This window comes from Mucilaginibacter sp. (genome assembly GCF_028288225.1).
GTDB lineage: Bacteria > Bacteroidota > Bacteroidia > Sphingobacteriales > Sphingobacteriaceae > Mucilaginibacter.
In genome coordinates this window covers 23,807-41,775 of sequence record NZ_JAQBOC010000041.1, presented here as the reverse complement: position 1 = coordinate 41,775, position 17,969 = coordinate 23,807, and the positions used below count along the sequence as shown (strand labels likewise).

Sequence of the window (17,969 nt, the reverse complement as noted above, 5' to 3'; positions counted from 1 at the left end):
AATCACTAACCTTTCGCCTTTCACCTTTAACCTTTCACCTATACTCATATCAATGTTTTTAAAAGGAATATAACCAAAATAACAACCAGCATGCTGTATAAATAATACTGCACCTTACCAGCCTGGAACCTGCGTGCAAAGTTACCAATGGCTTTAACTATACCTGTTACCAAATATAAAAAGCCATCAATTATATACTGATCTGTCCAGGCAGCAAGTTTTGCCAATGCCATGCCCGTATATGCAATTGCGTGGATAAAGGTATCGATAACCCTTCTGTCAAACCGGAAAACACCACGGCATAGGGCCATTATAGGTTTTACAATGTACTTATTATAAAATCTATCAAAATACCATTCGTTAAATGATAAGCGCCATAATGCCCCGGCTGGTGAAAATGGATTTACCTTTAGCCGGGCATAAATTATATAAGCGCCATAAATAACCAATACGCTTAAAATGTTTATACCCACCGGAACAATAACATGAAATACGCTTCCTTGTACAGTGCTACCAACTGGTGACAGCGCTTTAAATAACCACGATTGCTCATACGACAACGGGTTTAACGAGAAAAAGGGAAACAAGCTGCCAACAGCCAATATTATTAGGGGTACCGTATATTGCCATCCGCCATCCTTTATATGCAATTTAGCAGCAGGGTAGGTTTCTAATAATCTTAGATCGCCAAAAAACACTTTTACAATTAGCCGGGTTACATAAAAAGCAGTGAGCCAGGTAGTAAGCAGTGCAAATGCCGGGATAAGCACATAGATGGCACTTTTCCCCTCCGTCCATTGAAATGCCTGGATCAAAATGCCATCTTTTGATAGATAGCCTGATGTAAATGGCAAGCCGATAAGCGCCAACCCGCCAATTAAGGCTGTAATAAAAGTAAGCGGCATTTTTTTGCGCAGTCCGCCCATATTTAAAATACTTTGCGGGTCGATATTGAGTTCGTTATCATCCCTGATATGTGCCATCTGATGGATCACTATCCCGGCCACCAAAAACAACAAACATTTAAAAAAAGCATGCGTAACCAGGTGAAACAGCGATGATGAATAAGCGCCTATCCCCATAGCCATTATCATATAACCCAGTTGTGATATGGTCGAATATGCCAGGATGCGTTTCAAATCGTTTTGCGTAAGCGCGATGGTTGCCGCCATAAAAGCGGTAAAGCAGCCTATTACAGCAAGGATGGTTAACTCCGTATCGTTAAACATTGGATAAACCCTGCCCAATAAAAACACACCCGCAGCCACCATAGTAGCCGCATGGATCAATGCTGATATAGAAGTTGGCCCTTCCATTGCATCAGGCAGCCAGGTATGGAGCGGGAATTGTGCGGATTTTGCAGCTACAGCTAAAAAGATGCCTCCGCAAGCGATGTATTGCCAAATGGAAGGCATATTGCCTGATAAGCCCATCCACAAACCACTTTTGATAATTGGTTGGGCAATAGCTTTTGTTCCTGCAAAAAGCGTATCTATATCAAAAGTATGGAACTGCGTAAACAGGATAATAATAGCGGTCAGCAAACCTATATCCCCTACCCGGTTCATAATAAAAGCTTTTTTGTTAGCCAGCACAGCCTTATATCGTGTAAACCAAAAACCGATAAGCAGGTAAGATGAAAAGCCAACCAGCTCCCAAAAAATATAGAACAGCACAAGGTTATCTGCTACAACCAATGCCAGCATACTGAAACAAAACAAGCTTAAGTAAGCGAAATAACGATTATAGCCCTCGTCATTCCTCATATAAGCAGTAGAGTAGAGATGAACCGGCAGGGCAATCAGGTTAACCAGCAGCAGCATTAACACCGAAAGGTTATTCAGTAAAATGCCCGCATATATTTTGGTATCACCAATAATAAACCAGGGCAACAACTGATGAACCTGGTGACCGTTCCAAATTCTTGAAAACACAAACACCGATAAAACAGTACTTGCTAATATTGCCGTAGTAGAGATCCAGCCGGTTATTTTATTGTTTTTACCGGGGATAGCTAAATTAATTATAAAGGCAAGCAGTGGCAGCAACACTGCCGCGAGGGTGAATTTTATGGTAAGGGTGTCTATGGCTTGTAGAAAGTTATCCAATTTATATTATTTTCCGTAGAGACACAATACTTTGTGTCTCTGATTTGTGTTTTTAAATCCTTGTAGATTTATTATTTTTTCAAAATTAACATCCTGCATGAGACGCAAAGCATGAGACGCAAAGTATTGCGTCTCTACGTGTATCAATCTCCCAATTTATCAATCTTACCCGGATCAATTGTTTTATACTGCTTGTACACATTTAAAATAATGGCCAGCGCTACGGCAGTTGTTGCGGCTGCAAGCACTATGGCAAACAGGGCAAACATTTGTCCGCCGTTGTTAAAGCGGTCGTATTTACCAAAAGCTACCAGGTTTAGTATGGCTGCATTAAGCATCAGCTCAATACCAATCAAGATCTGGATGGCGTTTTGTTTAGATACTATCATATACAAACCCACACAAAACAGCACCGCGCTTACTATCAAAAAATCGGTTAGTGAGATCATGCTCCCCGCCCCTTTCTTGATAAATGTGCCGCGCCTATTAAGGCTATCATCAATAAAACAGAGATGGCTTCAAAAGGCAGCAAATACTTTGTCATAAGGTTTATGCCGACGTTCTCTGTCATGGATGAATTGGGCAGGATCATATTTTTTGTGATGGCTGATTTCTTTATCCATTCCAAATTATTGGCGTCAATTTTAAAGATCATATTCAGCAACACGATCAAAAACAGACCGGATAACAACAGTGCGGGCAGTTTATTTATGCTGATGAACTTATCGCTTTGCCTGCCTGTTGCGTTTAGTGTTTCTTTGCCCGAGAGCATAAAAGCGAACAGGATGAGCACCAGGATGCCGCCTACATAAATCACTATCTGTGTTATCGCAACAAAATCCGCCAATGCCAGGACATATAAACCTGCTAATGCAAACAGGGTTATAAAAAACATAAAAATAGAGCGTACCAGGTTCCTGGTACCCGCCACAAACAACGCCGAAGCAACTGCTATAAACGCCATCATATAAAATAAAACCTGCATCAGGCTCATGCGCCGCCCTCCTTTTTCTGCATAGCTGCTAATTTCGCTGCCTGCCTTTCGGCCTGCTGTAAATCAAATTCCTTTCTTTTTTCTGCAGCCATTTCCGGCGACATGTCTGAGAATTGATAGGTAAGGTCGCTCAGCTGAAAAACTGTTTTATCATATTGATTGGTCATTACAATGCACTCAGTTGGGCAAACAATTGTACACAGGCCGCAATACATGCATTTGGCCATATCAATATCAAATTTGGCAGCATAAAGCCTTTTTGTGGTACCATCTGATGTTTGGCCGATAGCCTCGGTTGCCTTAATAGATTCAATATCGATACAATCAACCGGGCAAACCTTGGCGCAAAGGTCGCACACAATACAATCATCCATCTCCACATCAAGCTGATAACGCCCAACTTCGGGAATAGGCAGCTTTTGATGCGGGTATTGTATGGTATTGGTACCCTCCAGCTGCTTAAAGTAATTATTATCACTTGCAGGCAGCAGTTCCCTTTTTTTATGAGAAGCAAAAAGATGCCCTAAGGTGATGGATAATCCCTTTAATGTAGTTGTAATACCTTTTATTATATTGTTCATTAGTTCATTAATCCGTTTATTTGGCACATGATTTTTTGATTTTAAAATTCGAAATCGAACATCCGAAATCCGAAATCACATCAGCCACAATCTCCACACTCCCGATATCAGCATACAGGCAAAAGCAAGCGGCGTTAATACCTTCCAGCACAATGCCATCAGCTGATCAACCCTGAAACGGGGCAATGTCCACCTTATCCACATCTGTATACCTACTAAAGTTAGCGTTTTAATAATTATCCATAAAATACCCCAGGCAGCGCCGGTAGTCCAGGTAGCCAGGTGTACAGGGCCAATATTTGGCAACGGTGTGTTCCAGGCTCCTAAAAACAATATCACCCCCACCATCGATACCAAAAACATCATGGAATATTCTGCCAAAAAAACCAGGGCAAATCTTAAACCGGTGTACTCGGTATGGAAACCTGCAACCAGTTCAGATTCCGCTTCGGGGATATCAAATGGCGCACGGTTGCTTTCGGCAAGCGAGGCTATAAAATAAATAACAAAAGCGATGAGCAAATGCGGTGCACGGAAAATGTTCCAGGCAAAAAAGCCGCCCGTGGCGGTCACATCCCAAAAGCCGGAAAATTTTATGGTCTCGGTTGAGAGAATGCCTTGCTGTGATGAAATATCCTGCAGGTTTAACGTTTGCGCGATCATCACTACTGATATAATTGCAAAGCCGGCAGGGATCTCATATGAAATGATCTGCGCAGCCGAGCGCATTGCCCCCAGTATGGAATATTTATTATTTGATCCCCATCCGGCCATTAAAATGCCCAGGGTTTCGATAGATATAATTGCAAAAATATAGTACAAGCCTAAATTCAGCTTAGCCGGCACTAAACCAGGCCCCCATGGCAGGGCAGCAAAACCCAGGTAAACCGCAATAAAAATAATGGCAGGTGCTAAAATAAAAAGAAGTTTATCAGCCGCTGCCGGGGTTATCAGCTCCTTTTGCAGCATTTTCAATATGTCGGCAAAGGTCTGCAGCGAGCCATATTTGCCCGTTTCTGTAGGACCGAGCCTGTCCTGGATAAAGGCTGATACTTTACGCTCGGCATAAACACCAAACAGCGCAAATAAAGCCGAAAAACCAAACAGTCCTATCGCAATAATAAAATATGTGATATAAAAATTCAACCTTTTTACTTTAGCTGCAAACTTAGTAAATTTTAGTTGATTGAGGTAGATTCAGTTGAATAGTTGATTAAGTTGATAGAGTTAGTTGATAATTAAAAAAAGGCCGTATCAAAGGCTTAAATCTAAAGCACACTCAAAATAATGTTGGTCTCTGTGACCTTCGCGCCTCCTTCGCGAACTCTGTGGTTTATTTTCAACCACGGAACACTCAAAGAAAGCACAGAGAAACACGGAGTTCCATTATTCAATATTAAATTTCGTTTAGCCGTTATTATTTTACTTTTTATCCTGATGATGCGAATTGCGTAAAACAGGTTAAATTTATCTCTTTATACAATGACCAGGACAAAACCACACTTTCAGAATGAAGAAATAAATGCCCTGCTATTTAAAATAGCCTGTATATTTTGGCTGATAGTTAAATTAATGGGATGGAGGATGTGGACCACCTACAGGTTATTTCCAACCGCTCCGGTTTTTGAAAGTTTTGATCGGGTGCCCCCGGTAATACATGTCATTTTATTGGTACTCTCACTTTTATGTATCGTGGTGCTTTTGTTTTTCTCTAAAAACAAATTCACCATGGTTGGTTTATTGGCAGTCGAGATCTTCTCTTGTCTTCTTGATCAAAATAGGTGGCAGCCGTACGAATATCAATGCATATTTATCATTTTCATTTTCCTTGTAAATGCAAATAAGCCGAAGCTTGTTATTGCCTCTTTTACATTCATTTTGGCATTTACTTACTTTTACAGCGGTTTAGGAAAGCTAAATGGAAGCTTTTTGCAAACCATCTGGTTCCAGATTATACTTAAATCTTTTCTTAAAATTCCTTCAAATATTGCCGGGTGGCATTATTTATATTACGCCGGCTGCCTGGCGGGCTTGCTTGAGTTAATTGCAGGTGCAGGCTTAGTATTTTCAAAAACAAAAAAAATAGCCGCAATAGCTTTAATTTTAATGCACCTGTTTATCCTTTTATTGTTGGGCCCGTTAGGCTTAAGCTACAACGCAATTGTATGGCCATGGAATATGGTTATGATAGTGTATTTATACCTCATTTTTATAAAGAAACAAGAACGCGTAATTGCCCCTAAGTTTATTTTTCAGGGCTGGAATAAATTGATATTTGTTGTTTGGGGCATTTTGCCGGCCCTTCACTTTGTTGGCTATTGGGATGGCTTTTTATCATCAAGCATGTACTCGGGCAAAGCCCCTAAAATGATAATTTGTATTAAGGATACCAGCAAATGCAGACAGCTGCAGGCGTTTTACAAAAGGAGGCGTTATAGAATTTGCAATGGGCAAGCGTTTATTGAGCTGCAGACCTGGGCTATAACCGAAACCAATGCTATCCCAAACCCGGAAATGCGGATCTATAAAATAATTCAGAAAAAACTGGAGAAAAAATATCCTGATGCCCGGTTGAGCTTTTATTTTTATTAAAGGATAAAACAGTATGCCAAAAAACAAAGTTGATTACAATTCATTTTGGAATCAACCGGTTACGGGGGTGTAATCTTGTTTTATTTAAATATGCCTGCAATTGCTCAAAAGTCATACCTTCAATATCTTTTGAAATATTATCTTTAATCTCTCTGAATGTTTTGACTGTGTCAAACTCTTTTATTTTTTTGCTACTCATTGCTTAAAGACCTCGCTTTTAACCAAATCAATCTAACCTAATCAACTCAATCCACTAACACTTTATCTCCGCATACCCCGACTTTACCGGTGCCGAAAAAAACAGTTCAGCATAATGATCAAAGTCTTCCGTATCATCTGTAGTGGTAAAAAAACGTTGTGTTTTATTTCTGCTGATACTTCTTTCCATTTCCGGATGACGTTGCAGGTAATCTACCAGGCTATGAGCAACAATATCTCCCTGTGATACTACTTGTATGTTACCAGGCAAGTATTCTTTTATTTTTTGCTCAATTAATGGATAATGGGTGCAGGCCAGCAAAAGGGTATCAATACTTGCTGATTGCTCCAAAATTTGATCAAGGTATTGTTTTACAAAATAGTCAGCACCGGGCTTATCATACTCGCCATTTTCAATTAACGGCACCCAAAGCGGACAAGCCTGCTGGTGTACTTTTACATCCGGAAAAAAATTACCTATCTCTATCCGGTACGATCCAGACTGTACCGTTCCTTTTGTGCCCAGCACGCCTATTTCTTTTGTTTGAGAGTAATCACCTATCACTTCGGCAGTCGGCCTTATAACGCCTAATACACGCTTTGAGGGATCCTCATTTTTCAGGTCGATTTGCTGTATGTTACGCAGCGCCTTGGCCGAAGCTGTATTACAAGCCAATATAACAAGCGGACAGCCCTGTTTAAACAACCATTGCACGCATTCCCAGGTATACTGGTGAATGGTTTGAAATGAACGGTTACCATACGGTGCACGGGCCGTATCGCCTATATAAATATAATCATATTCAGGCAGCGCTTTAAAAATTGAGCGGAAAACGGTAAGTCCGCCATAGCCTGAGTCAAAGATCCCTATTGGTTTATTATTTACCATCTGCACAAAAATAAAAAAAGCGCCCCATAAATTGGAGGCGCTTTGTAAATGTTTACTAATTGCTTATTATTTGATCCCTAATTTAACTTTAACAGCAGCTTCAAGGTTATCTGCCTCAGGAGCCACAACAAGTGCAGTTTGTCCTGAATCCAATACGTATGTATAGCCTTTTTCTTTAGCTACAGCTTCAACTGCTGTATGGATCTTGTCTGACAAAGGTTTTATAAGCTCGTTAGATTTAGCCTCATATTTCTGTTGTGCATCGTTTTGATAATCCTGGATCCGTTTTTGAATATCCTGCAATTCACCTTGTTTAGAAGAACGAACAGCATCTGTCATAGTAGCTTGTCCTGCCTGGAATTGCTTTCCTTTGGTTTGGAGTTCATTATTCATCGAAGTTAGCTCATCAATAAACTGCTTTTGATAAATATCTAACTGTGATTTTACCGTTTTAACTTCAGGCATTAAGCTAAGTATAAGCTGAGTATTAACATAACCAATTTTTGTTTGTGCTTTGGCAAAGTTGCCTACCGTTAAAAAGCATACCGCCACTAAAGCAACTTTAAGTAGTTTTTTCATTTTTTTTGTTCTGTGTTTAAATGTAATGGGATTAATATATTGAAAATTTATTTTGCGGGAGATCCGGCCTTTAATCCAAGTTTTGTTAAAACATCTGCGCTTTTATCATAACGCGGGCTGGCATATAACATAATTACTTCACTGTTTTTGTCAAATATCATATCAAGATTATCATTTTCGGCAACTGCCTGTATAGCTTTAGCCATTTTATCCTGGATAGGTTTTATTATTGAATTACTTTTTTGAGCAAGCTCACCTTCTGGTCCAAATTTCTGACGCTGAAAGTCTTTTGCTGTTTTTTCTTTATCTGCAATTTCCGCCTCGCGCCGTTTTTTCATATCCGCAGTCATCAACACCTGGTCGGCCTGGTACGCCTTGTATAAACGGTCAATTTCCTGAAAACGTACATCAACATCCTTTTGCCATTGTACAGAAAGCGCTTCTATCTGTTTTTGTGCCGATGCATATTCAGGCATATGTTTTAATATATACTCCGAGTCTACATAAGCAAACCGCTGTGCGAACACACCGGTGAGCGTTATGAACGTAAAAAACAGTATTAAAATTGTCTTCTTCATTACAATTACATTGCAAATTAATTAAATCCGCCGTTTAAGCTCTGAGAAATTGAGAAATGGAACTGGCCTCCGTTAGCTCCCGGAATACCCGGTATTTTATCAAATCCATATCCATAATCCAAACCAAGCAACCCAAAAATAGGTAAAAATATCCTGGCTCCAACTCCTACTGAACGTTTTACGTTGAAAGGGTCAAATTTATTAAAAGAATTCCAAACATTTCCACCTTCAGCAAAAGCTAACAAAAATATAGTTGCCGATTGTCCCTGTATAACAGGATGGCGAAGCTCCATGGTGTATTTATTATATATTGCACTCCCCGGATTGGTATCAGCAGTGTAATTTGTGCCTTCGGGTATTATTGAGAAGTTTTGATATCCCCTTAAACCAATGATCTCACTACCTTGTAAAAACTGGTAGCTCTGCATTCCATCGCCACCCAATTTAAACCTTTCGAAAGGCGACGGGCCAACTTCTGTATTGTACTGACCCAAAAATCCAAACCTCACCTGCGACATCAATACCAGCTTGCCTGTTAGCTTGGTAAACCATTGGGCATCATATTTAAATTTATAATACTCAACGAAATGGTACCGCTGCTCAGGAGTGGCTATTTTATAATTGATGTTATTAAATAATGAATATGGCGGCGTAGCCTGTACTGTAAATTTAATGTTTGATCCTGATGTTGGATAAATTGGCATATCAACCGAGTTACGGCTTAGCTCCTGGGTTAGTTTAATATTAAACGACGTACCGTTTGAAAATAAATAACCGGTGTAGTTATCCAAATTATAGTGGTCAAAGTTTAACGAGTAGTTTAACTGGAAATAGTTATCAGGCCAGTTTAAACGTTTACCAAGGGTAACACCTATACCATTTATACGCAGATTATTATACAGCGGGTTTGTTTTTGCATAATACTGGCCTGTTGAACTTAACTGGGTATAAGCCGATAATGCAAAATAGATTGGTTTTTTACCTCCAAGCCATGGCTCAGAAAAAGTAAACGAAAAGTTTTGATAAGTACGTCCGCTTGATTGGCCTCTTAAGCTCAGCTTCTGCCCGTCGCCTTTTGGCAATGGTTTATAAGCCTTAAGGTTAAACAGGTTACGTAGCGAAAAATTATTAAAGGTAAGTCCAAGCGTACCTACTAACTGGCCGCCACCAAAACCACCCGACAGCTCAATCTGATCTGATGGTTTTTCAACCACGTTATATACAATATCAACTGTACCATCCTGCGGGTTTATGTTGGTTGGCTTAGGTTCGGTTTTCTGCTCGTCAAAGTTACCTAATTGTCCAATTTCGCGTGTGCTCCGTATTAACAGCTCTTTGTTAAATTTCTGTCCGGGCTTTGTTTTTATCTCACGCATAACCACTTTATCATTGGTTACATCGTTACCTTTTAATATAACCCTGTTTATGGTGTACTGTGGCCCTTCATAAACGCGCAGGTCCATATCTACCGTATCATTATATATTTTTGTTTGTACCGGGTCGGCGTTGTAGGTAAGGTAACCATCATTCAAATAAAACGACGAGATGTCATCATTTGCAGGCGTAGGACCGGTTAACCTTTTATTTAACTCTTCCTCGCTGAATATGTCACCCTTCCTTATTTTTAGGATCCTGTTCAACACGTCTGCCGGGTATTTTGCATTACCAGACCATTTGATGTTACCAAAGTAATACTTGTGGCCTTCAAACACTTTTATTTTAACGCCTACTGTATTGGGGCCGGTTTTAAAAACCGAATCGCTTACAATTTCAGCATCCCTGTATCCCCTGCCCTGCATTTTTGTTACCAGGTTCAGCTTATCCTCATCATATTTATCCTGCTTGAATTTGCGCGACCCAAAAATATTGTAGAACTTTCTTTTACGGGTTTTGCTCAGGTATTTTCTTAATTTTTTCTGCGAAAAGTCCTTATTACCTTCAAAGGTAACGTCAGATATCATTACCTTTTTATGCTTATTAATTGCAACATCAAGTATCACGCTATTTGCATCTCCCGGATCTTTACGCTGTTTGGTAGTTACCGTGGTATTTAAAAAGCCTTTTTCATTAAAGTGTTTTTTAATGATAGCCGTGCTTGTGCTAATAAGGTTTGCGTTAACAATTTTATACGCTTTGTCTGACAGTTTTTTCTGAACGTCATCAATCTCGCCCTTGCGGATGCCGGTTAAATGCAGGCGCGATAAACGCGGAAGCTCGGTAACAGCAATTTCAAGGTAAATGGTATCCTGAACTATTTTTGTGATATTTAACTGTACATCCTCAAACAAGCCCTGCGAATACATGTTTTTAATTACGTTGGCATTCGCTTCGCCCGGCAAATTAATATGGTCGCCCTTATTTAATTTTGATATGGTTAGCAATACATCTTTATCAAGTGATTTTGTACCGGTGATGGTAATACCCCCGATAATAAAATCCTTCGGTTCAAGATAACTTAAACTATCAGCAGGCAATGTTGATTTTGGAAGCGCATATTTAGGCTGAGCCCCCGGGATCTGGGCCAGGGCAGCAGTACTTATCACAGTGAAAAGAAGGGCAAAAAAGTATTTATTCATTCGAATATTTTAGTGGGCTAAAAATAATTTATACAGTTGTTAAAAAGTGTTAAAAGTAAAAATTTAGTTGACCTGCTCGCTTGTCATCCCAAAACGGCGTTCACGTTTTTGATAATCAAGTATAGCTTCATAAAGATCTTCCTTGCGGAAATCAGGCCATAACTTTGCTGTGAAGTACAATTCGGCATACGCAATTTGCCACAACAGGTAGTTACTTATGCGATGTTCGCCGCTGGTTCTGATCAGTAATTCGGGGTTGGGCATGCCATTGGTATATAAGTTGTTTTCAAAAGTCTCCTCATCAATATCCTCAATGTTTAACTCGCCGCTCTGCACTTTAATAGCAATATTTTTGGCGGCGCGCACAATTTCACGGCGCGAGCTGTAGCTTAATGCAAGCGTGAGCACAAGGCCAGTGTTGGCACTGGTTTGCTCAATTGCATTATTCAGTTCCCTACGGGCCTTATCAGGCAGCATTTCTAAATCGCCAATTGCCGTTAAACGCACGTTTTTTTCCATAAAGTTTCTTATTTCTTTATGAATGGTACTTACCATCAGCTCCATAATGGCCATAACTTCAAGCTTCGGCCGGTTCCAGTTTTCTGATGAGAAAGTATAAAGTGTAAGATATTTTAAATTAAGCAGTGTAGCGCCCTCAACCACATCCCTAACTGAAAGCACCCCGTTATGATGGCCGAATATTCTTAATTTGCCTTTTTCTTTTGCCCAACGGCCATTGCCGTCCATAATGATAGCTATGTGCTGAGGCAATTTTAACAAATCAATCTGATCCTTATATCCCATTATACCGTTTATTAAAAGCCCTAACCTGCCTTATAAAGCATCATTTATTAAAAAAAATGACTTACAAATATAAACCCCACGGCTAATAAATTATAAAAATTAACCGGGTTTTGGCCCCATTTTCAACAACTTGTGCTGTTTTTTTCAGGGGACAAAGGTAAAAACTTAATTGTAGTTTTTTTATTATGAAGAAGGAAAAGAATTTTTGAGGAAGTTGATTGGGTGAGTGGTTGATTAAGGGAGTGGTTTTTTAGGCAGAAAACCATGAAAAATTGATTGAGCCGATGATTGAATGAGTTGGCAATTATTCTAACTCAATCAACCTAATCTAACTCAATCAACTTACTCAACCAATTAATAGATCCCCTTTTCCTTCAGCATATCAATATCTTTTGCCGAGATAACGGCAATGGCGTATGATGGTACTTTGGTAATATTTACTTCATCGAGCGCATCAACCAGGTTTTCGTATACCGAATGTTCAGCCGGTTTAATTAACACCATCATACTTTTACCGGTTGAGGCAAGCACCTGTTTGCTCATTTCTACTATTGCAGTGCGGATCCCTACGCCATAGCCTGTTAATTTAGGGGTTGTTAAAGGCTTACCGGCCATGCCTAAATAATACATTGCCTGGTTTTTTGTGCCGAGGCAAATGGTCATAGTTGTTTTTTCAGATACAGGTCCGGGAGGGCCGTCAGCAGGCATAAACACTTCCATTTTACGCGGCTTTGCAGCGAAGTGGTCAGCATAAAAAATGTGATCAGTAAAAATGCAAGATCAACCATTGCAGTCAGATCTACACGAACAGGCATTCTTTTAACGGCGCGTTTGCCACCTGATTTTCCGGAGGATTGTGCTAGCTCAGCCATGATGTTAAAGATTAAGGTTAAATAATTGGTTAACAGCAGCAAACAGATGCAACTGATTTACCGTATAACGCCGCTGATTAGTTTTCATTGCAACATTGATGCATTTAAACTAAGATTTATATGATGTGAGGATTTCCAGGATGGCTGGCGGTTTAAAATGCGGATCTGAAAAAATTAACACATTTCGAACTTAAGATACATTGCAAAAACTCATCCGGTAATGTTTTAAATCCTAAGAATCCTGCTTCGGACTTATTGAAAATAACACTTCTGCGTTACAAAAGTATAGGAGATGGTAATTTGAGAAAAGAAATAAGTATCGTGCGGCCGCATATCGCCCCTTTGCGTGCCTGCGCTGCCAATATAATGACTGCCCGTTTTTTCACCAGACCTGTCGCCCAGTGCGGCCGAAAGTATGCTTTGCTTACTTTTATCAGCATAGTTGCCACTTACATCGTCAAGGTAATCGGTATTAGTGTTACGATAGCCTAATTCGGCTCCAAGGGTGAATTTACCTGTAATGTTATACTTAAAACCGGCACCATATAAAAGGGAAATAGTTGTTGCAGAGTATGCAGCAGGCTGGCCCTCGGTTTTTAAACTTCTTAAATCATACAGCTGCCCCTGGTATGTTGCGCGGGGATAATATTTTGCTGCAGCAACACCCAGAAAAATATATGGTGTATATTTATTTTTACCGGCATCGGGGATATAGTTCATAAAATTAAACTCGCCTATAATGCTTGCTTCCCGGATAGGAGTTGTGAAGCTTAAATTCCTGTTTCTGAATTGTTGATTGCCTGAATTGCTATCTGCAGCGCTTACCCGGCTGATGACGCCATTTAACCTTGCTGATAAATAACCGTTAAAGTTTCGCTTCACAAAACCGCCAATGGCATAACCGCTAATTTTAACCGGGTTATTGGGGTTCAGATCCCCCATATAGCCTGCACCGCCTGCCGATGCGCCAAATTCCCAGGTTTGCGCCTTTAAATTAAAGGATATAAAAACTAAAATTATAAATAGTACAAATTTTGGCATCCGGTAAATTTAGTAATTGCGTACATCAAGTCCCCATAACAGTTTGTTTCTTAACGTTGATAAATAGCTTTCATTATTCAAACGGATAAGGTTTAGCTTGAAACCGGCCTTACTTACTTGGAAACGCATGGTTTTATCAATTATTGCCGTTCGCGAATCGCACGATACCAGGTAATTGTTGCTCCGGTATTCCACATCAAAAGCTAGTATGCTTGTGTCAGGCAACACTATGGGCCTTACGTTTAAATTGTGGGGGGCATTAGGCGTTAAAACAATACTGTTTGATTCAGGAAAGATTATAGGGCCGCCGCAGCTTAATGAGTAAGCGGTTGACCCTGTTGAGGTAGATATGATGATCCCATCGCCCCAGTACGAATTTAAAAACTCCTGGTTTAAAAAAACATGCGTGGTTATCATTGCCGCATCATCACGTTTATGAATGGTAATATCGTTAAGGGCAAAATTATTCTTCCCAAATATTTCCTTTTCCGAATCAATCCGCAGCAGTTCCCTGCTATCTAATGAAAATTGCTTGTTTACTACTGCATAAATTGCGGCGTCAATATCGTTCTTATTAATACTTGCCAAAAATCCAAGCCTGCCAAAGTTTATTCCTATAACAGGTATGCCTGAGTTGCAGATCACGGTAACCATATCTAACAGGGTACCGTCGCCGCCAAGCGTTAAAAACAGGTCGATACCTTTAATGTGTTCCGTTCTTTCCAGTATGGTATATTGTACGGTCTTTATATTTTCCTGCACAAAGTCATGAAGCTGCGGATGAACATAAATTTCAACGCCATGCTGCACCAAATTGTCAAACACCTGCTGGATATAAGGAACTACTACCGAATCATTAAATTGCCTGCCGTAAACTGCGATTTTCATTTAGTTGGTTTGTTGTCCATGGACCATGGTCGATGGTCGATAGTTTTTTGATTCCCTTTAAAGATAAGAAATCAAAAATCACTATGGTCTATCGACTATGGACCATCGACTATAAATTTAAATAGTTCATTAGTGAATTGTACCTGTCCCTTGAGTTATCGTTATCATCGGTATGATTAAAAGTAGCTTTTATATCGTACTCGTAACGTAAAAAGGTGGCTATAATGGTTGAAATATCCTGCTTATTTACCTTGAGGGTAACTTCCATCCGTGTTGAATCAGGAAAAGTGCGCACATATGAGCTTAATATCTGTGCATTATCCGACTCCACAATTTGTGACATGTGCGCCAGTGAATTATTTTTATTGTTGATTTCGAGCACAATTATACCGCCCGGCTGCTCAACAGCTGTAAGCGCGGCAAAATATTCAGTAAGGGCATTTATAGTGATAAGGCCCGAATAATTTTTAGCAGCATCAAGTACGGGCACTATGGTTAGCTGTCTTTCATTAAAAAGGCGGATAACATCATAAATATGCTGGTCTTCCAGTACATAAGGATTAACCAGCGAAAGGGCCAAAGCACCTACCGGGGTTTGCAGATCGGTTTCTGATGCTATATCATTTTCAGAAAGCAGGCCCAAAAACTGGTCTTCGTTAACAATTGGCAAATGGCGGATGCGAAACTCTACCATACGGTCAATCGCCTTCTGGATACTATCAGAAGTGTGTACCGGTGGTATTGCATCAGCTATCAGTTCAATTGCCAGCATATTATACTTTAGTTTTTATCTTTTCTAAAAAACCTCTTAAATACTTATTAAACTCTTCGGGTTGCTCCATCATAGGCGCATGCCCGCATTTATCTATCCAGTGCAGTTCCGAATCGGGCAGCAATTGGTTAAACTCAATTGCAACCTCCGGCGGTGTAATTTTATCATCCTTACCCCAAATAAGCGATACGGGGATATGGATCTTGGGCAAATCCTTGTTCATGTTATGGCGGATTGCCGATTTTGCCATTGCCAGGATCCGTATTACACTGTGCCTGTCATTTATTATACGGTATACGTCATCAACCAGTTCTTTAGTTGCCGTCTTCGGATCATAAAATGTATATTCAACCTTTTCTTTAACAAAATCATAATTCTCGCGCCTCGGGAATGACCCGCCGAAAGCATTTTCATATAAGCCCGAGCTGCCGGTTAACACCAATGCCTTAACCAATGCCGGGTGAGATAGTACATATATCAGGCCAACATGGCCGCCTAATGAATTACCAAGTAAAGTTATATCAGTTAGCCTTTTATATTTAACAAACTTATGCACATATTTAGCCATACTTTTTACCCCGGTAGTTAATAACGGCAGATCATATATGGGCAGTATTGGTATAATTACCCTGTACTGTCCCTTAAAATCCTCAATTACCCTATCCCAGTTGCTCAATGCACCCATTAAGCCATGTAACAATAACAACACCTCGCCTTCGCCCTCATCGATATAACTAAAACCGTGTTCCTCTTTAAGCACGAAATCCATATAAATTTATAAAGTTTAAATTCCTAAAACAGGCCGCTAACCAAGGCCAATAAGTAACATCAATTATTTTCGCTATAAAAATAGCTTATTGATTTTTAGATACAAGTTTTATTTTGTTTTGTTGGAAGGTTGTAATGTTTGCCTGGAATCAAAAACACAAACCTTATTCTAATAATTAAAACTAAAAATAACTTTACAACCTTTCAACTTTACAACAGCGCTACCCCAACAACTGCTTCACCACTTCCGATATTGTACGGCCATCTGCCTGGCCTGCCAGTTCTTTATTGGCAATGCCCATTACTTTCCCCATATCGCTTACTGATGTTGCGCCAATACGGTTTATTACTTCCTCCAAATAACCTTCAATTTCAAAACGGGTCATTTGTGTTGGCAGGTACGGCTCAATCACCTTCATCTCTTCAATCTCTATCTGGTAAAGGTCGTCCCGGTTTTGCGTTTTGTAGATCTCGGCCGATTCTTTGCGCTGTTTAACCAGCTTTTGCAGCACTTTAATTTCAGCTTCCTGTGTTAATTCCTCGGCTGCACCTTTTTCGGTACGTGCCAAAAGCAGGGCAGACTTTATTGCCCGCAAACCCCTTAAACGGTCTGCCTGTTTAGCCAGCATAGCTTGTTTTATATCCTGATCTACTTGATTTATTAGTGACATTTTATAATTGGTGAATTATTGATTTAGTGAATTAGTGAATTTTTTATTTCGAATATCGGATGTTCGATTTCGGACTTATTAGATGCTCCCCCTTTTTTCTGACCTCTGACCTCTTTTTCCTAATCTCTGACCTCCGGCCTCTAGTCTCTATCTACGATCTAAAAATAGTCCCTGCATTTGCCTGTGCGGTTGGCATTACAATCATATCGTTAATGTTAACATGTTTAGGGCGCGATACTGCAAACCATATTGTTTCGGCTATATCATTGGCCACCAGGGGTTCAAAACCATCATAAACTTTCTTCGCCCTTTCTTTATCGCCCTTAAACCGCACTTCCGAAAACTCAGTTTCTACCGCTCCCGGATGTATCGCCGTAACCTTTATGCCATGCGGCAGCAAATCAATCCGCATCCCTTTATTTAAGGCATCAACCGCGTGTTTACTTGCGCAATATACATTACCATTAGCATAAACTTCCTTTCCGGCAATCGATCCTATATTAATAATGTGTCCCTGTTTGTTATCAATCATCCAGTTGGCCACTATTTTGCTTACATACAGCAGCCCCTTAACATTGGTATCAATCATGGTATCCCAATCATCCAGGCTGCCTTTTTGTATAGGGTCAAGCCCCTGGCTTAAGCCAGCGTTGTTTATCAGCACGTTTACCTTTTTCCATTTGGCAGGCAAGCCTTCAAGGTTGTCAGTTACTTCAACCCTGTTCTGAACATCAAACTGCGAAACCGCAACTTCAACGTTGTATTTGGTGTTTAACTTTTTTGCCAGTTTTTCAAGCCTGTCAAGCCGGCGACCGGTTAATACTAGGTTATATTTTTCGCGCGCAAATAAGTGTGCACAGGCCTCACCTATTCCCGAGGTTGCTCCTGTTATTAATGCAATTTTAGCCATATATAGGTAACTGTTGCAGCGAAATTATGTTTTTACCTTCAATAAGTTGTCATTTATTGGCAATGAATTGGTAATTAAACCATATATGCTACACACTAACGGCAGTGCATTGGCGTTAATAGCATGCGCAGAATTTACTCACCCGGTC

Annotated in this window: 20 protein-coding genes; 1 reads left to right on the top strand and 19 read right to left on the bottom strand. The window is 40.0% G+C overall.

All coding sequences use genetic code 11. The features are described from left to right. Positions 1–44: 44 nt before the first annotated feature. The 5 genes from nuoL to nuoH all read right to left on the bottom strand — a co-directional run bounded on the left by nuoL (position 45) and on the right by nuoH (position 4,829). Positions 45–2,108 (bottom strand): NADH-quinone oxidoreductase subunit L, encoded by a 2,064-nt coding sequence (nuoL, locus tag JWQ54_RS12540; protein ID WP_299585161.1) that lies wholly within the window; start codon positions 2,106–2,108, stop codon positions 45–47. A gap of 143 nt (positions 2,109–2,251) precedes the next feature. Continuing rightward, the gene (gene nuoK, locus JWQ54_RS12535; protein ID WP_299585159.1) at positions 2,252–2,557 is read right to left on the bottom strand and encodes an NADH-quinone oxidoreductase subunit NuoK; all 306 of its coding nucleotides are present in this window, start codon (positions 2,555–2,557) and stop codon (positions 2,252–2,254) included. Beyond that, positions 2,554–3,102: an NADH-quinone oxidoreductase subunit J gene (locus JWQ54_RS12530; RefSeq protein WP_299585157.1), complete on the bottom strand. Its 549-nt coding sequence runs from the start codon at positions 3,100–3,102 to the stop codon at positions 2,554–2,556. The genes nuoK and JWQ54_RS12530 overlap by 4 nt, the downstream gene beginning before the upstream one ends. Further along, positions 3,099–3,683 (bottom strand): NADH-quinone oxidoreductase subunit I, encoded by a 585-nt coding sequence (locus JWQ54_RS12525; protein WP_299585155.1) that lies wholly within the window; start codon positions 3,681–3,683, stop codon positions 3,099–3,101. Before JWQ54_RS12525 ends, JWQ54_RS12530 begins: the two co-directional genes overlap by 4 nt. 75 nt (positions 3,684–3,758) lie before the next feature. Further along, positions 3,759–4,829, bottom strand: a complete 1,071-nt coding sequence (gene nuoH / locus JWQ54_RS12520) for an NADH-quinone oxidoreductase subunit NuoH (RefSeq protein WP_299585153.1) — start codon at positions 4,827–4,829, stop codon at positions 3,759–3,761. 336 nt (positions 4,830–5,165) lie between these two features. On the opposite strand from nuoH, the gene JWQ54_RS12515 reads away from it, so the two are divergent. After that, positions 5,166–6,275 (top strand): hypothetical protein, encoded by a 1,110-nt coding sequence (locus JWQ54_RS12515; RefSeq protein WP_299585151.1) that lies wholly within the window; start codon positions 5,166–5,168, stop codon positions 6,273–6,275. Between the two features lie 40 nt (positions 6,276–6,315). On the opposite strand, the gene JWQ54_RS12510 is transcribed toward JWQ54_RS12515, so the two are convergent. The 14 genes from JWQ54_RS12510 to JWQ54_RS12445 all read right to left on the bottom strand — a co-directional run bounded on the left by JWQ54_RS12510 (position 6,316) and on the right by JWQ54_RS12445 (position 17,821). Beyond that, on the bottom strand, positions 6,316–6,474 hold the full coding sequence (locus JWQ54_RS12510) for a hypothetical protein (protein WP_299585149.1): 159 nt from the start codon (positions 6,472–6,474) through the stop codon (positions 6,316–6,318). A 54-nt stretch (positions 6,475–6,528) separates the two neighbouring features. Then, positions 6,529–7,362, bottom strand: a complete 834-nt coding sequence (gene murI, locus JWQ54_RS12505; RefSeq protein WP_299585147.1) for a glutamate racemase — start codon at positions 7,360–7,362, stop codon at positions 6,529–6,531. Positions 7,363–7,428: 66 nt separating this feature from the next. After that, positions 7,429–7,941 carry an OmpH family outer membrane protein gene (locus tag JWQ54_RS12500; protein WP_299585145.1) on the bottom strand — a complete coding sequence of 171 codons (513 nt, stop codon included), beginning with the start codon at positions 7,939–7,941 and terminating at the stop codon, positions 7,429–7,431. Positions 7,942–7,988: 47 nt separating this feature from the next. Further along, complete coding sequence (locus JWQ54_RS12495) at positions 7,989–8,519, bottom strand: OmpH family outer membrane protein (protein ID WP_299585143.1); 531 nt, start codon at positions 8,517–8,519, stop codon at positions 7,989–7,991. A gap of 17 nt (positions 8,520–8,536) precedes the next feature. Next, the gene (gene bamA, locus JWQ54_RS12490) at positions 8,537–11,095 is read right to left on the bottom strand and encodes an outer membrane protein assembly factor BamA (RefSeq protein WP_299585141.1); all 2,559 of its coding nucleotides are present in this window, start codon (positions 11,093–11,095) and stop codon (positions 8,537–8,539) included. Between the two features lie 63 nt (positions 11,096–11,158). Continuing rightward, positions 11,159–11,899 (bottom strand): isoprenyl transferase, encoded by a 741-nt coding sequence (locus JWQ54_RS12485; protein WP_299585139.1) that lies wholly within the window; start codon positions 11,897–11,899, stop codon positions 11,159–11,161. 354 nt (positions 11,900–12,253) lie between these two features. Continuing rightward, the gene (locus JWQ54_RS12480) at positions 12,254–12,607 is read right to left on the bottom strand and encodes a hypothetical protein (protein ID WP_299585137.1); all 354 of its coding nucleotides are present in this window, start codon (positions 12,605–12,607) and stop codon (positions 12,254–12,256) included. Then, positions 12,559–12,771, bottom strand: a complete 213-nt coding sequence (locus tag JWQ54_RS12475; RefSeq protein ID WP_299585135.1) for a biopolymer transporter ExbD — start codon at positions 12,769–12,771, stop codon at positions 12,559–12,561. The genes JWQ54_RS12480 and JWQ54_RS12475 overlap by 49 nt, the downstream gene beginning before the upstream one ends. 252 nt (positions 12,772–13,023) lie before the next feature. Next, the gene (locus tag JWQ54_RS12470) at positions 13,024–13,812 is read right to left on the bottom strand and encodes a DUF6089 family protein (RefSeq protein ID WP_299585133.1); all 789 of its coding nucleotides are present in this window, start codon (positions 13,810–13,812) and stop codon (positions 13,024–13,026) included. 9 nt (positions 13,813–13,821) lie between these two features. After that, positions 13,822–14,700: an NAD kinase gene (locus JWQ54_RS12465; RefSeq protein WP_299585131.1), complete on the bottom strand. Its 879-nt coding sequence runs from the start codon at positions 14,698–14,700 to the stop codon at positions 13,822–13,824. 109 nt (positions 14,701–14,809) lie between these two features. Then, on the bottom strand, positions 14,810–15,472 hold the full coding sequence (locus JWQ54_RS12460) for a CBS domain-containing protein (RefSeq protein ID WP_299585129.1): 663 nt from the start codon (positions 15,470–15,472) through the stop codon (positions 14,810–14,812). A 1-nt stretch (position 15,473) separates the two neighbouring features. Further along, positions 15,474–16,241, bottom strand: coding sequence for an alpha/beta hydrolase (locus tag JWQ54_RS12455; RefSeq protein WP_299585126.1), 768 nt, complete (start codon positions 16,239–16,241; stop codon positions 15,474–15,476). 220 nt (positions 16,242–16,461) lie between these two features. Continuing rightward, positions 16,462–16,911, bottom strand: a complete 450-nt coding sequence (locus JWQ54_RS12450) for a GatB/YqeY domain-containing protein (protein WP_299585124.1) — start codon at positions 16,909–16,911, stop codon at positions 16,462–16,464. Positions 16,912–17,062: 151 nt separating this feature from the next. Beyond that, a complete protein-coding gene (locus JWQ54_RS12445; RefSeq protein ID WP_299585122.1) occupies positions 17,063–17,821 on the bottom strand; it encodes an SDR family oxidoreductase in 759 nt (252 codons plus the stop codon). Positions 17,822–17,969 lie beyond the last annotated feature (148 nt).